Origin of the sequence: Micrococcus endophyticus (assembly GCF_014205115.1) — a bacterium.
Taxonomy (GTDB): domain Bacteria; phylum Actinomycetota; class Actinomycetes; order Actinomycetales; family Micrococcaceae; genus Micrococcus; species Micrococcus endophyticus.
The window spans coordinates 74604-88114 of the sequence record NZ_JACHMW010000001.1; the positions used below are offsets into that span (position 1 = coordinate 74604).

The window sequence follows — 13511 nt, forward strand, 5'->3', positions numbered from 1 at the left end:
CCGCCGTGTCCATGCAGAGCAACCCCTTCGCCGAGATCGCCCTCGACGGCTCTCTGCTGCTGGCCGCGCCGATCGCCGTGCTGGCCGGCCTGATCTCCTTCCTCTCCCCGTGCGTGCTGCCGCTCGTGCCCGGCTACCTCGGGTACGTCACCGGCCTCGGCGGGGACGTGCTCACCAGCCGCCGCCGCGGGCGCCTCGTGCTCGGCTCCGTGCTGTTCGTGCTCGGGTTCGCCGTGGTGTTCGTGGGCATCACCGTGGTGTTCACCCAGGCCATGGTCTGGCTGCGGCGCGACGGCGCCTGGGTCACCCCCGTGCTCGGCGTGCTCGTGATGCTCATGGGCCTTGTGTTCCTCGGTGGCGGCGGCCGGCTACAGCAGGAGCGCCGCATCCACGTCAAGCCCGCCGCCGGCCTGGTCGGCGCGCCCCTGCTGGGCATGACCTTCGGCCTGGGCTGGGCGCCGTGCATCGGCCCCACCATGGCCGCCGTCCTGGCCATGTCCACGGCCAGCTCCGGCTCCGTGGGCCGCGGCGCCCTGCTCGCCTTCCTCTACTGCCTCGGCCTGGGCCTGCCGTTCGTGCTCATGGCCCTCGGCATGGAGCGCGGCATGCGGGCCCTCGGGTTCTTCCGCCGGCACCGCGTGCTGATCATGCGCCTCGGCGGCGCCCTGCTGATCGCGCTGGGCCTGCTCATGGTCACCGGCGTCTGGACCGCCTGGACCACGCAGCTGCAGCTGTGGTTCGCCAACGAATGGGAGATGCCCCTGTGAGCTCCAAGGCCGCCCGGACGCGCTCCGAGCCCGTCACCCTGCCGCGCCTCGGCCTGGCGGGCACCCTGCGCTGGATCTGGACCCAGCTGACCAGCATGAGCACCGCGCTCATGCTGCTGCTCCTGCTCGCCGTCGCCGCCGTGCCCGGCTCCCTCGTGCCCCAGCGCCGTGCCGGCCCCGAGATCGTGGACCAGTGGATCGAGGACAACCCCGTGTGGGGCCCCGTCCTGGACGCCCTGCAGTTCTTCGACGTCTACAACTCCGTCTGGTTCTCGGCCATCTACCTGCTGCTGTTCGTCTCCCTCGTGGGCTGCGTGTGGCCGCGCGCCATCCAGCACGCCAAGGCCCTGCGCCAGCCCCCGGCCCGCACCCCCCGCAACCTGACGCGCCTGCCGGCCTCCGGCGTCGTCGTCCTCGAGGAGGGCGGCCCGAGCCCCGAGGAGGCCGTGGCCAGAGCCCAGGCGTGGCTGCGCAAGCGCCGCTACCGCGTGGAGCACCGCCCCGAGGCCGGCGGCGCGTCCGTGGGCGCCGAGCGCGGATACCTGCGCGAGATCGGCAACATCCTGTTCCACGTCTCGCTGATCGGCGTGCTCGTGTTCATGGCCTACGGCGGCATGACCAAGTACGGCGGGCAGAAGATCATCGTGGAGGGCGAGGGCTTCGCCAACAACCTCGTGGCCTACGACTCCTTCACCCCCGGCACCTACTTCAGCGCGGACGACCTCCAGCCGTTCTCCCTCACCCTCGACTCCTTCGACGCGGTGTTCGACCGCGAGTCCGAGACCCACTACGGCCAGCCGCTGGACTACACCGCCGTCATGGACGTCCGCGAGGGCTCCGGCGGCGAGCTCCAGCGCCAGATCCTCAAGGTCAACCAGCCGCTGGACATCGACGGCGTGCGCGTCTACCTCGTGGGCAACGGCTACGCGCCCGTGGTGACCATCCGCGACGGCGCCGGGGACGTGGCCTTCCAGGGCCCCGTGGTCACCCGCGTGTTCGACAATAACTACGGCTCGCAGGCCACCATCAAGGTCCCCGACGCGCGGCCGGACCAGCTGGGCTTCGTCGGCTTCTTCCTGCCCTCGGCGGTGGAGGACGAGGAAGGCGCCGCGTTCTCCGCGGACCCCGAGCTGCTCAACCCGGAGCTGCAGCTGAACTCGTACTACGGGGACCTCGGCCTGGACACCGGCCGCCCGCAGAACGTGTACGTGCTGGACACCGAGTCCCTCACCGAGCTCAACAGCCGCACCAACGAGCACGGCGGCATCGTGCTCGGCCAGGGCGAGACCTACGAGCTCCCCGAGGGCCGCGGCACCATCAGCTTCGACGGCGTCCGCCGCTACGTCGGCCTGGACATCCACTACGACCCGGGCAAGTGGGGCGTGGGCCTCTTCGCCACCACCGCCCTGCTCGGGCTGGTCATCAGCCTGTTCGTCCGCCGCCGCCGCGTGTGGGTCCGCGCCCGCACCGACGAGGCCGGCCGCACCCGCGTGGAGTACGCGCTGCTCGCCCGGGGCGAGGAGTTCGGCTTGCACGAGGAGCACGTGGCCCTGCGCTCGGCCATGGAGCGCTGGTGGCCCGTCGCCGCCCCCGAGTCCGAGGAGGAGGCCGTCGCATCGGCCGCCGCCGTCGGCCACACTGGAACCACCCCCGAGACCCTCGCCGGTCCCCGCACCCCCCGATCAGGAGACTGACAGTGTTCAACCCCACGGCCCCCGTGAACGAGCAGCTGGCGCTGTACAGCGACCTCTTCATGCTGATCGCCGCGCTGGTGTACGCGGCCGCGTTCATCCTCTTCACCGTCGACATGGCCACGTCCTCGGCCACCATCCGGCGGCTCGAGGAGGACCTCGCGGCCCAGCGCGGCGACGTCCGCTTCGTCCCGGACCGCGAGGCGGCTCGTGAGGCCGTGGGCGCCGGCGTCGGCGCCTCCGCCGGCTCCGCGGGCGCGGGCGTGCCGGCCGCGTCCGGCTCGACCGCGGGCGCCGCGACGGGCGCCGCGTGGGCCGACTCCCGCGCGTCGGGCCTCGGCACCGGCTCCGACACTGGCCTCGTGGACGACGACATGGACTACACCGGCGGCGGCCGCCGGCCGATCGCCAACGTGGCCGTGGCCGTGCTGGCCACCGGCTGGGCGCTGCACGCGTTCGCCGTCGTCGCCCGCGGCCTCGCCGCCTCCCGCGTGCCGTGGGGCAACCTCTACGAGTTCATGACCTCCGGCGCGCTCGTGATCACGACCGTCTACCTGCTGTTCCTCTTCCGCAAGGACCTGCGCTTCGTGGGCACCTTCGTCACCGGCCTCGTCGTCGCCATGATGTGCGCGGCCACCATGGGCTTCCCGACGCCGGTGGGCCACCTGCAGCCGCCGCTGCAGTCCCCGTGGCTCGTGATCCACGTGTCCATCGCCGTGCTGGCCACCGCGCTGTTCACGCTGACCGCCGCCATGTCCATGCTGCAGCTGCTCCAGGACCGCGCCGAGAAGCGCGCCGCAGCGGGCGAGCCCACCTGGTCGTTCCTGCGCCTCGTGCCCTCCTCCGACTCCCTGGAGAACTGGTCCTTCCGCATCAACGCGGTGGGCTTCGTGATGTGGACCTTCACGCTGATCGCCGGCGCCATCTGGGCCGAGGCCGCGTGGGGCCGCTACTGGAACTGGGACACGAAGGAGGTCTGGACCTTCGTGATCTGGGTGGTCTACGCGGCGTACCTGCACGCCCGCGCCACCCGCGGCTGGACCGGCGCGCGCGCCGCCTGGCTGAGCATCGTGGGCTTCCTCTGCATCGTGTTCAACTACACGATCGTGAACACGTACTTCCCGGGCCTGCACTCCTACGCGGGGCTGCCCAGCTGACCCGAGGCCTCACGCTTCCCCCCCCCACCCCCAGCGCTTTCGCTCGTGAAAACGTCGCTACCGCCCCGGATTTCCGGGATGGTAGCGACGTTTTCACGAGCGAAAGTGTTCCTGGGGGAGGTCAGGGGGTGGGGGCGTCCGGATCGTCGGCGTCGGGTTCCTCGCCCCGCTCACGACGACGGCGCAACTCCTCCTCGCGGGCCTTCAGCTCGGCGTCACGCCGGTCCAGCTCCAGCTCACGCTCGGCCTGGCGCCGCTGGACGCGGAGGCTGCGCAGGAACGCCTCGTCGTCGTCGGGGGCGCCGGGGCCGCGGGGCGCCGGACGTGCCGTGCCGCGGGCCACGCGGGCGCGGCCCAGCACGAGCCACAGCAGCGGGCCCACGAGGGGGAGCAGGACCACGACGGCCACCCAGCCCCACTTCGGCAGGCTGCGCACCTCGTGGGCGGGGGTCATGAGGGCCTCGAACAGCGCGTACAGCGTGAGGCCCACGAGGACGATCGCGGCGGGGATGATGAAACGGCCCATCCTTCAAGTCTATGCGGGGGCGGTCGGAGCCGGTCTCGGCTCCGCCCCGGGCGAAGGCCCGCGGAACCGGCGGGCGTCCAGGGGGTGACGGCGGCCCCCGGCGGGCGTCCAGGCACCGCTCGTAGAATGGGCCGGTGCGCATTCTCTACTACGGGCTGCTCCGCGTGGCCCTCTTCTTCGTCCTCTGGTGGGTCGGCCTGCAGCTCGGCCTCGGCATGGTCATGGCCACCCTGGCCGCCGCGATCCTGACGTTCGCCGTCAGCTACCTGTTCCTCGGCCGCCTGCGTCGGGGCGCCTCCCAGGACCTGTCCGCCGCGTGGGAGGGCCGCCCCGGCCGCCGCGGCCGCACCGAGGCCGCCGACGCCGAGGCCGAGGACGCCTACACGCAGGGCCGCTTCCGCGAGTGAGCCCCGGGGCCCGCGGTGCGGGCGCTCAGAGCAGGACGCCGAGGGTCAAGGTCAGCGCGTAGACGATCCCGATCACGCCGGTCGCGCGCAGCACCGGGATCAGTGTCCGGCGGTCGTCGGCGCGCAGCACCGTGCGGATCGGCCGGATCGCCAGCAGTCCGCCGAGCGGCACCAGCAGCAGCCACGGGTGCACGGCCACCCAGAACAGCGGCAGCAGCAGGGCGACGGCGAGCATGACGCCGTAGGACGCCCGCGCGGGTCCGTCGCCCAGGCGGGCGGCCAGCGTCATCTTCCCGACCTCGCGGTCCGTGGGGATGTCCCGGATGTTGTTGGCCATCAGCAGGGCCGTGGAGATGAGGCCGCAGCCGATCGCGCCGGCCCACGCCAGGCCGCTGACGGCGTCGGCCTGGGTGTACGTGGTGCCGAGGACGGCCACCAGCCCGAAGAACACGAACACGAACACCTCACCGAGGCCGAGGTACCCGTACGGCCGCTTCCCGCCGGTGTAGAACCACGCGGCCAGCACGCAGGCGACGCCGACCAGCAGGAACCACCAGTGCCCCGAGAGCAGGATGAGCCCCAGGCCGGCCAGCCCGGCGAGGCCGAAGAACGCGAAGGCCGCCTGCTTCACCTGGGCCGCGGGCACGAGCCCGGAGACGGTGAGCCGGAAGGGGCCGACGCGCTCGTCGTCGGTGCCGCGGATCCCGTCCGAGTAGTCGTTGGCGTAGTTCACGCCGATCTGCAGCGCGAGCGACACCACGAGGGCCAGCAGCGCCGCGCCGAGGTGGAAGGAGCCGAGCTCCGCGGCGGCGGCCGAACCGACGATCACGGGGGCGATCGCCATGGGCAGCGTGCGCAGGCGCGCGGCGGCGACCCACTGGGAGAGCGTGGCGGCCATGGGCGAGGGTTCCTCCTGGGGAGCGGGGTGGGGATGGGCGCGCGGCGGGCCGGGTCGACGGCGGAGCGCGGCCGGGGCCCGACGTCGGCCGGGCCCGGGTCATTCTCCCACGCGGGCGGGGCGACGCTCAGCCGGCGGTGAACCGGGCGGCCAGGGCCTGCCGGTCGGTCTTGCCGGTGGAGAGCAGCGGCAGGGCCTCGAGGACGAGCCACGTCTTGGGCACCGCGGCCGCACCCAGCGCCTCGCGCACGTGGGCGCGCAGGACGGCCTCGTCAGGGGCCGCGGTCGGGTGGGCGGGCACGACGGCGGCGCACAGCCGGGCGCCCCACTCGGGATCCGGCACGCCGGCCACGTGGGCCGCCGCGACGCCCGGGTGCGCCTCGAGGGCTGCCGCCACCGCGGCGGCGGACACCTTCACCCCGCCCGTGATGACGACGTCGTCCAGGCGGCCGGTCACGGCCAGCCGCACGCCGCCGTCGTCCGTGGGGGAGAGCACGCCCGTGTCCTCGGTCAGGAAGGCGCGGGCGCCGTCCGCGGCGGGGACGAAGTGGGCGGCGGTGCGGGCGGGGTCGTCGAGGTAGCCGGCCGCCACCATGGGCCCGGCCAGGCGCACGCGCGGCGGGGCGTCGGGGCCGTCCGGGGCCACCGCGACGGCGACGCCGGGCAGCGGCACGCCGTCGTAGACGCAGCCGCCGCACGTCTCGGCCATGCCGTAGGTGGCGGTGAGTCGCACCCCCGCCGCCTCGGCCGCGGCCCGCAGCGCGGGATCGAGCCGGGCACCGCCCACGAGCACGCGGTCGAAGGAGCGCAGGGCCGCCCGCCCGACCGGGTCGGCGTCGGCCGCCAGGAGGCGCGCGAGCTGGGTGGGGACGAGCGAGACGAGCCGGGGGCCGGCGTCGTCGGGCAGGGCGGCCGCCCCGGTGGCGAACGCCGCGGGCGTGAAGGGGCCCGGTGGCAGGGCCACGGGTGCGGTCCCGGCCGCGATCGAGCGGGAGAGCACGGCGAGCCCGGCCACATAGTGCACGCCGAGGGCCAGCAGCCACGCCCCCTCGCCCCCGAGCCGCCGGGCCGTGGCCGCGGCCGAGGCGCGCAGGGCCGCGCCGGTCAGGACGATCTGCTTCGGCGTGCCCGTGGACCCGGAGGTGCGCACCACGGCGACGGCGTCCGGGTCGCCGCAGCGGCGCGGGTCGCGGGCCTCGGGTCGGGGGAGGACGGCGCCGTCGGCGGTCAGCTCAACGGGGGCGCCGCCGTCGAAGGCCGCGGCGAGGGCGTCCGTGGCGCGGGCGAGGGCGTCGGCGGTGGCGGGCATGGCCCCGAGTGTAGGAGGCCCGGCGGTCGGACGGACCCGCCCGGTGGACCGGATCCGCCCGGCCGGTCAGAGCATGAACGGCACCGTGGCGATCTTGACCACCATGATCAGCGCGAACAGCTGGGCGTACCCCTCGGTCACGCGGGCGTCGGTGGACCGGGAGAGCGCGTAGTCCAGGATCGCCGGCTGGCCCGTGATGCCCGCCAGCGCCCCGAAGGTGCGATCCACGGACTGCCCCAGCAGCCGTGCCGCGGCGATGAGCAGGGCCGCGGTCAGCGCGGTGAGCACGGCGGACATCAGGATGGCCAGCCCGCCGACCCGGGTGAACACCGTCTCGATGAACGCCGGGCCGGCGGCCAGGCCCACCACGCCCAGGAAGAGCATGAGGCCGAACTGCCGCAGCGTCAGCGCGATCTCCGTGGACGGCTCCCACACCGTGGGTCCGGTGCGGCCGATCGCCCCGAGGGCGAGGCCGACGAGGATGCACCCGGCCGCCGGGCCGAGGGCGAAGGAGGCCCCGCCCGGAAGCGGGATCGTCACCATGCCCAGCAGGTAGCCCAGCGCCATGCCCGTGCCCAGGGAGATCCAGTCCAGGTCCGAGAGCCCCCGGGTCGAGTTGCCGAAGAAGTCGCGCACCGCCTCCATCCGCGGCGCGGTGGTCACGATGAGCACCCGGTCGCCGACCTTGAGCTCGGTCTGCGGGGTGGGCAGCGACTCGACGTCGTGGCGCCGCAGCCGGGCGACGTCGGTGCCGAAGCGCTCGCGCAGGGACAGCGTGCCCAGGCGGCGATCGGCCAGGGCGCGGGCCGTGACGATGACCATGGAGGTCTGCAGCGGGTTCATCACCCGCGCCGGGTCGGCGTCGGTGCGGCGGCCGAAGGCCTGCACGGCTGCGTCGACGTTCTTCTCCGTGCCGTCCAGGACGACCTCGTCCCCGGGTTCGATCCGGTCGGCGGAGCCGGCGATCCGGGCCACGCCGCCGTGGCGCAGCGCCACCACGCGCACCAGCCCCTCGGAGACCCCCGGGATCTCCCGCACGGCGAGGGCGGAGGTGGCGGCCGCGGCGGTGAAGCGCAGCTTGCCGTCGGTCACCGGCGCCGGATCGCGCGGGGAGCTGCTCCACGGGCGGGCGGCGAGCAGGGTGATCGCGATGATGGTGCCGACCACGCCCACCAGGTAGGACAGCCCGTAGCCCACGGCCGGGGCCTGCCCGCCGGTGAGCTGGTTCGCCAGCGCCATCGCCGGCGTCGCGGTGAGCGAACCCGTCCACACGCCGATCGCCGTCGGCAGGTCCATGTTGAGCAGCGCGGCCAGCGGGTGCACCGTGAAGGCGGTGAGGATCACCACGACGACGGCGGCCAGCATCAGGGGCAGGTTGCGGCGCAGGTCCCGGAAGAACACCTTGCCGGCGCCGAGCCCGATCAGGTAGGCGAAGAGGGCCAGACCGAAGCTCTGGAACAGGGCCAGCCGGTCGCCGACGTCGGGCAGCACCGCCCCGACGAGCAGGCCCACGAACAGTGCTCCGGAGGCGCCGAGGCGGATCTTGCCCAGGGGGATGGTGCCGACGGCGGCGCCCAGGGCGACGGTCGCCATGAGGACGAGGAGGGGCTGGTCGTTGAGCAGTGCGAGCATGGGCGGGTCTCCGTCCTGCCGTGGTGGTCGGTCAGAAGTGGTACGGGAAGGCGGACCAGTCCGGGTCGCGCTTCTGCAGGAACGCGTCCCGGCCTTCCACGGCCTCGTCCGTCATGTAGGCCATGCGCGTGGCCTCGCCGGCGAAGACCTGCTGGCCGGCCATGCCGTCGTCGGGAAGGTTGAACGCGAACTTGAGCATGCGCAGGGCCTGCGGGGACTGACGGTTGATGTCCGCGGCGTACTCGAGGGCGACCTCCTCGAGGCGCTCGTGGTCCACCGCCTCGTTGACGGCGCCCATGGCCACCATCTCTTCGGCCGAGTACTCGCGGGCGGTGAAGAAGATCTCGCGGGCACGCTTCTGGCCCACCTGCCGGGCGAGCAGGGCCGAGCCGTAGCCGGCGTCGAAGGAGCCCACCGTGGCGTCGGTCTGCTTGAACTTCCCGTGCTCGCGCGAGGCGAGGGTGAGGTCCGCGACCACGTGCAGCGAGTGGCCGCCGCCGGCGGCCCACCCGTTCACGACGGCGATGATCGCCTTGGGGGAGGTGCGCATCAGGCGCTGCACCTCGAGGATGTGCAGGCGGCCGGCGCGCGCGGGGTCGATGGTCTCGGCCGTGTCCCCCTCGGCGTAGCGGTAGCCGTCCCGGCCGCGGATGCGCTGGTCGCCGCCCGAGCAGAAGGCGTGGCCGCCGTCCTTGGGGGAGGGGCCGTTGCCCGTGAGCAGCACCGTGCCGACGTCCGGGGTCATGCGGGCGTGGTCGAGCGCGCGGTAGAGCTCGTCCACGGTGCCGGGGCGGAAGGCGTTGCGGACCTCGGGTCGGTCGAAGGCGATGCGCACCGTGGGCAGGTCGCGGACCCAGCGGCCGTCGGCGTCGCGCTCCACCTGCCGGTGGTAGGTCAGGTCCTCGAAGTCGAAGCCTTCCACCACGCGCCAGCGGGTGGGGTCGAAGAGGTCGGAGACCTTCTCGGGGAGGCGGTCACGGGCGGCGGCGGGGGTCGTCTCGGTCACGCGGCGAGTCTATCCCCGACCCCCACCGGCGCTTTCGTGCGGGAAACGGGAGGCTACCCGCCTGCCGGACGCCACATGCCGAGGTGGGCCGGGGCGCCGTCGTCGATCTCCACCGTGGGGGTGCGCGCGACGCCGAACCGCGCGTAGTACGCCTCGCGGTGCCGCTCGCACTCGAGGTACGCGGGCAGGCCGTCGGCGTCCGCCCGGGCCAGACCGGCGCGCACCAGCGCCGAGCCCACCCCGCCGACCTGCGCGTCCGGGGCGACGGTCAGCAGCCCCAGGTACCAGTGCGGCTCGGCCGGGTGCCGGGCCTCCAGGGCCTGGTCGACGCGCGGGCCTCGCTCGTCCAGCACGCGCAGTGCGGCCCGGTGCGGCAGGCCTCGCGGATGGTGAGCGCGGGTCGGGGCGGAGGAGTGGGGCCGGAGGGCGTGGGGGAGGACGGGCGCGAGGGGAGGTCCTCGGGCTCGGGCGTGGGCGCCATGCGGCCAGGGTAGGACGACCCTGTCCCGCGGTCACTCCCTGACGCATCGGGGTGGCGGAGGCTTCAGGAGGTGGCCGCGGGACCAGGACCCGGTCCCAGCGAAGCCTCCCGTTTCCCGCACGAAAGCGCTGGTGGTCAGCCCCTCGACCCTCAGTCCCAGCCCTCGGGTCCCGCCGAGCCGGCCGGGTACTCGTCCAGGGGCACCTCGTCGGCCTCCCACGCGGCGATCACCGGCGCCAGGATCCGCCAGCACTCCTCGGCGGCGTCGCCGCGCACGCTCAGCAGCGGCTCGCCGGTGAGGATCCCGCGCAGCACCTCGCCGTAGGCGTCCACGTGCTCCTCGCCGAGGCCGGCCGTGAGTGCGCGCCGCTCGGCGTCGAACGGGGTGTCCGCGCCGTCCACCGCCAGCTCGATCCGCACGCCTCGCGGCTGGAGCCCCACCACGATCCGGTCGCGGCCGGCGGCCGGGGACAGCCCCTCGGGCACGTCCTCGGGCGCGCGGAGGGTGAGCGCCACCTCCCAGCGGGTCCGCTCGAGCGCCTTGCCCGAGCGCAGCCGGAACGGCACGCCGCGCCACCGGTCGGTGTCCACGGCGAGGGTCACCTCGGCGAGCGTCTCGGTCCGCCGCCGCGGGTCCACCCCCTCCTCGTCCGCGTACGCGGGCACCGGCCGGCCGTCCGCCTCGCCGGCGGTGTAGCGGGCGCGGCGGGAGGCCGCCACGGGGTCGTCCTGCCACACGCGGGTGGCGCGCAGGACCTCGACGACGGCGTCATGCAGCTCGTCCGCGGCCACGCGGGCCGGCGGCTCGAGGGCCGTCATGGCCAGCACCTGGAGCAGGTGCGACTGCAGCATGTCCTCCAGCGCGCCGGTGCCGTCGTAGAACTCGGCGCGCCCCTCGAGGCCGATCGCCTCGTCGACCACCACGTCCACGCGCTCCACGTCCCGCCCGTCCCACACGCGCCCGAGCAGCCGGTTCGCGGTGCGCAGCCCCAGCAGCGCGGTCACCATGGACTCGCCCAGGAAGTGGTCCACGCGGAAGACGCGGTCCTCCTCGACGATGTCGGCCAGCACCGCGTTGAGCTCGCGCGCGCTCGCCTCGTCCTCGCCGAACGGCTTCTCCAGGGTCAGGCGCAGCCGGTCCGGGAGGTCGTCCATGCCGGCGAGCGCGTCCACCGACTCCCGAGTGATCCCCGGGCCGAGGGCGAAGTACAGGACGGGGACGGCCTCGGGCCCGGCGGCCTCCCGCGCCGCGGCGAACAGGGCCCGCAGGTCGTCCGCGTCCGTGGCGTCCGCGGTCCGCCACACCGCGCGCTCCACGAGGTCGTCGACCGCGGCGGCGTCCAGGGCGGTGCCCTTGAGCGCCTCCCGCACGATGCCCTGCCACTCCTGCGTGTCGTGCTCGCTGTGCGAGGAGCCCACAAGCGTGATGCGCGGCAGGTCGTGCGCCGCGAGCGCCCCGGCCAGGCCGGGCAGCAGCAGGCGGGAGGTGAGGTCGCCGGTGGCGCCCAGGATGATGAGGGCGACGTCGTCGCGGTCGGCTCGGGCGGTCATGGGGCTCCCTCGGGAAGGCGTCGGCGGCGGGGTCCCGGCCAGTCAACCGCCCGGCCGCGGGGCCTGTCCAGGCGGGCCGGGCCGCCGTCGTCGTCCCGCCGGGCCGCCGTCGCCGTGCGTGCCCGCCCGCCCCCACCCCGCCCCCGCCGCCAGCCCTGGCCAGCCGCGTGGCGCGGATGATGGACTGGCGGGCATGACCACCGCGACCCCCCGCCAGCCGCTCATCGAGGACCACGCGTACCTCTCCAACCAGCACTCGGGGGCGCTCCTCACCCGGGACGGGGACGTGACGTGGCTGTGCCTGCCGCGGTTCGACGCGCCGTCCGTGTTCACCTCCCTGCTCGGCGAGCCGGAGCACGGCCGGTGGAGGCTGCGGATCGCCGACGGCGAGGTCCGCGAGCGCGCCTACCTGCCCGGCACCCTCGTGCTGCGCACCCGCTGGTGCGGCCCGGACGGCGAGGCCGAGGTCCTCGACTTCATGCCGCTGACGAGCCACCGCGGCTCCGGCCGGGCCCACGACGACGACGCCGGCGCCCTGGCCGACGAGGGCGAGGGCGAGGCGGCCCGGGCGGACCTCGTGCGCCTCGTGCGCTGCACCTCCGGCAGCGTCAGCGTGGACCAGTGCCTGCAGTTCCGGATGGACTACGGCGAGGTGGTGCCGTGGGTCTCGCGGCAGACGGACCCGGCGGACGAGTCCTTCCTGGCGGTGGTGGCCGGCGGCGACGCGCTCGCGGTGCACGGCCCGGACCTGCGCCCGGACGGCACGGCCCACCGCGGGCGCACCCGCCTGGAGGCCGGGCAGAGCGCGGCGTGGACGCTGGCCTGGTACCCCTCGTGGTCCATGGCCCCGGCCGCCCCGGACCCGGAGCGGGCCCTCGAGGCCACCGTGACCGACTGGGTCGAGTGGCTGGGCGAGCCGCTGGCCACCGGCCCGCGGGCGGACCGCGTGGCCCGCTCCCTGCTGGTGCTCAAGGGGCTCACGCACCGGGACACGGGCGGGATCGTGGCCGCCCCCACCGCGAGCCTGCCGGAGGACATCGGCGGCGTGCGCAACTGGGACTACCGGTACGTGTGGCTGCGGGACACCGCGCTGACCCTCGAGGCGCTCATGGCCCACAACCACACCGACGACGCGTGCGCGTGGCGTGACTGGCTGCTGCGCGCGATCGCCGGCGACCCCCGGGACGTGCAGATCATGTACACGCTCTCCGGGGAGCGCCGCATGCCCGAGCGGGACCTGGAGCACCTGCCCGGCTACGAGGGCTCCCGCCCCGTGCACGTGGGCAACGGGGCGGCGGACCAGTGGCAGGCGGACGTGATCGGCACCGTGATGCTGGCCCTCGGGCGGCTGCGGGACGCCGGCGTGGACGAGGACCGCTGGTCCTGGACCCTGCAGAAGCGGCTCGTGGAGCGCGTGCTGGAGCACCGGGACACGAAGGAGCACGGGCTGTGGGAGATGCGCGGCGAGCCCGCGTACTTCACCCACGGCCGGGTGATGATGTGGGCCGCCCTGGACCAGGCGCTGCACGCCGCCCGGGACCACGGCCTGCCCGCGGAGGACGAGGAGCTGGCCGCCTGGGAGCAGGTGCGGGACGAGCTGCGCGAGGAGATCCTCACGGAGGGCGTGCGGCCCTCCGGCGGGTTCCGGCAGACCTACGGGTCCGAGGAGACGGACGCCTCCCTGCTGCAAATCCCGCACACCGGGTTCCTGCCCCACGACGACCCGCGCATGCTCGCCACCGTGGCGGACGTGGAGCGGGACCTCGTCACGGAGACCGGGCTGGTGATGCGCTACCGCGCGTCCGGGATGGACGGGCTGCCGGGGGAGGAGGCGCCGTTCATGATGTGCGGGTTCTGGCTCGTGGAGCAGTATGCCCGCTCGGGGCGCCTGGCGGACGCGGAGCGGCTGATGGCCCGCCTGGACGAGTGCTCCAACGACCTGTTCCTCATGGCCGAGGAGTACGACGACGGCCTGGACCGGATGGCCGGCAACTTCCCGCAGGCGTTCTCCCACCTGGGCCTGATCCGCGCCGTGGACGCGCTGGAGGAGGCGCGCGGGGCCGCCGGGGGAGAGGGCTGAGGGGCG

At 74.6% G+C, this 13511-nt stretch carries 12 protein-coding genes; 5 read left to right on the forward strand and 7 right to left on the reverse strand.

Annotation, left to right across the window (positions count from 1 at the left end; all coding sequences use genetic code 11):
- Positions 1-11: 11 nt before the first annotated feature.
- The 3 genes from HDA33_RS00360 to ccsB are packed head-to-tail and all read left to right on the forward strand — an operon-like array spanning position 12 to position 3615.
- Entirely contained in the window at positions 12-767 is a 756-nt protein-coding gene (locus HDA33_RS00360; RefSeq protein ID WP_184169695.1) for a cytochrome c biogenesis CcdA family protein, read from the forward strand.
- Complete coding sequence (resB, locus tag HDA33_RS00365) at positions 764-2461, forward strand: cytochrome c biogenesis ResB family protein (protein WP_158491600.1); 1698 nt, start codon at positions 764-766, stop codon at positions 2459-2461. Before HDA33_RS00360 ends, resB begins: the two co-directional genes overlap by 4 nt.
- Positions 2462-2463: 2 nt before the next feature.
- Positions 2464-3615 (forward strand): c-type cytochrome biogenesis protein CcsB, encoded by a 1152-nt coding sequence (ccsB, locus tag HDA33_RS00370; RefSeq protein ID WP_184169698.1) that lies wholly within the window; start codon positions 2464-2466, stop codon positions 3613-3615.
- A gap of 121 nt (positions 3616-3736) precedes the next feature.
- Here the strand turns inward: ccsB and HDA33_RS00375 are convergent, their stop codons facing one another.
- Positions 3737-4141 carry a PLDc N-terminal domain-containing protein gene (locus tag HDA33_RS00375; RefSeq protein ID WP_184169701.1) on the reverse strand — a complete coding sequence of 135 codons (405 nt, stop codon included), beginning with the start codon at positions 4139-4141 and terminating at the stop codon, positions 3737-3739.
- Between the two features lie 134 nt (positions 4142-4275).
- On the opposite strand from HDA33_RS00375, the gene HDA33_RS00380 reads away from it, so the two are divergent.
- Positions 4276-4548 carry a DUF4229 domain-containing protein gene (locus HDA33_RS00380; RefSeq protein WP_184169704.1) on the forward strand — a complete coding sequence of 91 codons (273 nt, stop codon included), beginning with the start codon at positions 4276-4278 and terminating at the stop codon, positions 4546-4548.
- A 25-nt stretch (positions 4549-4573) separates the two neighbouring features.
- On the opposite strand, the gene HDA33_RS00385 is transcribed toward HDA33_RS00380, so the two are convergent.
- The 6 genes from HDA33_RS00385 to HDA33_RS00410 form a co-directional block, all read right to left on the reverse strand.
- Entirely contained in the window at positions 4574-5446 is an 873-nt protein-coding gene (locus HDA33_RS00385; RefSeq protein ID WP_184169707.1) for a 1,4-dihydroxy-2-naphthoate polyprenyltransferase, read from the reverse strand.
- Between the two features lie 127 nt (positions 5447-5573).
- Positions 5574-6755 carry an AMP-binding protein gene (locus HDA33_RS00390; RefSeq protein ID WP_184169710.1) on the reverse strand — a complete coding sequence of 394 codons (1182 nt, stop codon included), beginning with the start codon at positions 6753-6755 and terminating at the stop codon, positions 5574-5576.
- 66 nt (positions 6756-6821) lie between these two features.
- Complete coding sequence (locus HDA33_RS00395) at positions 6822-8387, reverse strand: aspartate:alanine exchanger family transporter (protein ID WP_184169713.1); 1566 nt, start codon at positions 8385-8387, stop codon at positions 6822-6824.
- A gap of 31 nt (positions 8388-8418) precedes the next feature.
- Positions 8419-9393 (reverse strand): 1,4-dihydroxy-2-naphthoyl-CoA synthase, encoded by a 975-nt coding sequence (locus tag HDA33_RS00400; protein ID WP_184169716.1) that lies wholly within the window; start codon positions 9391-9393, stop codon positions 8419-8421.
- A gap of 53 nt (positions 9394-9446) precedes the next feature.
- Positions 9447-9746 carry a GNAT family N-acetyltransferase gene (locus HDA33_RS00405; protein ID WP_221432937.1) on the reverse strand — a complete coding sequence of 100 codons (300 nt, stop codon included), beginning with the start codon at positions 9744-9746 and terminating at the stop codon, positions 9447-9449.
- Between the two features lie 278 nt (positions 9747-10024).
- On the reverse strand, positions 10025-11425 hold the full coding sequence (locus tag HDA33_RS00410; RefSeq protein ID WP_184169718.1) for a glucose-6-phosphate dehydrogenase: 1401 nt from the start codon (positions 11423-11425) through the stop codon (positions 10025-10027).
- 193 nt (positions 11426-11618) lie between these two features.
- Here HDA33_RS00410 and HDA33_RS00415 point away from each other — a divergent pair, with 193 nt between their 5' ends.
- Positions 11619-13505: a glycoside hydrolase family 15 protein gene (locus tag HDA33_RS00415; RefSeq protein ID WP_184169721.1), complete on the forward strand. Its 1887-nt coding sequence runs from the start codon at positions 11619-11621 to the stop codon at positions 13503-13505.
- Positions 13506-13511 lie beyond the last annotated feature (6 nt).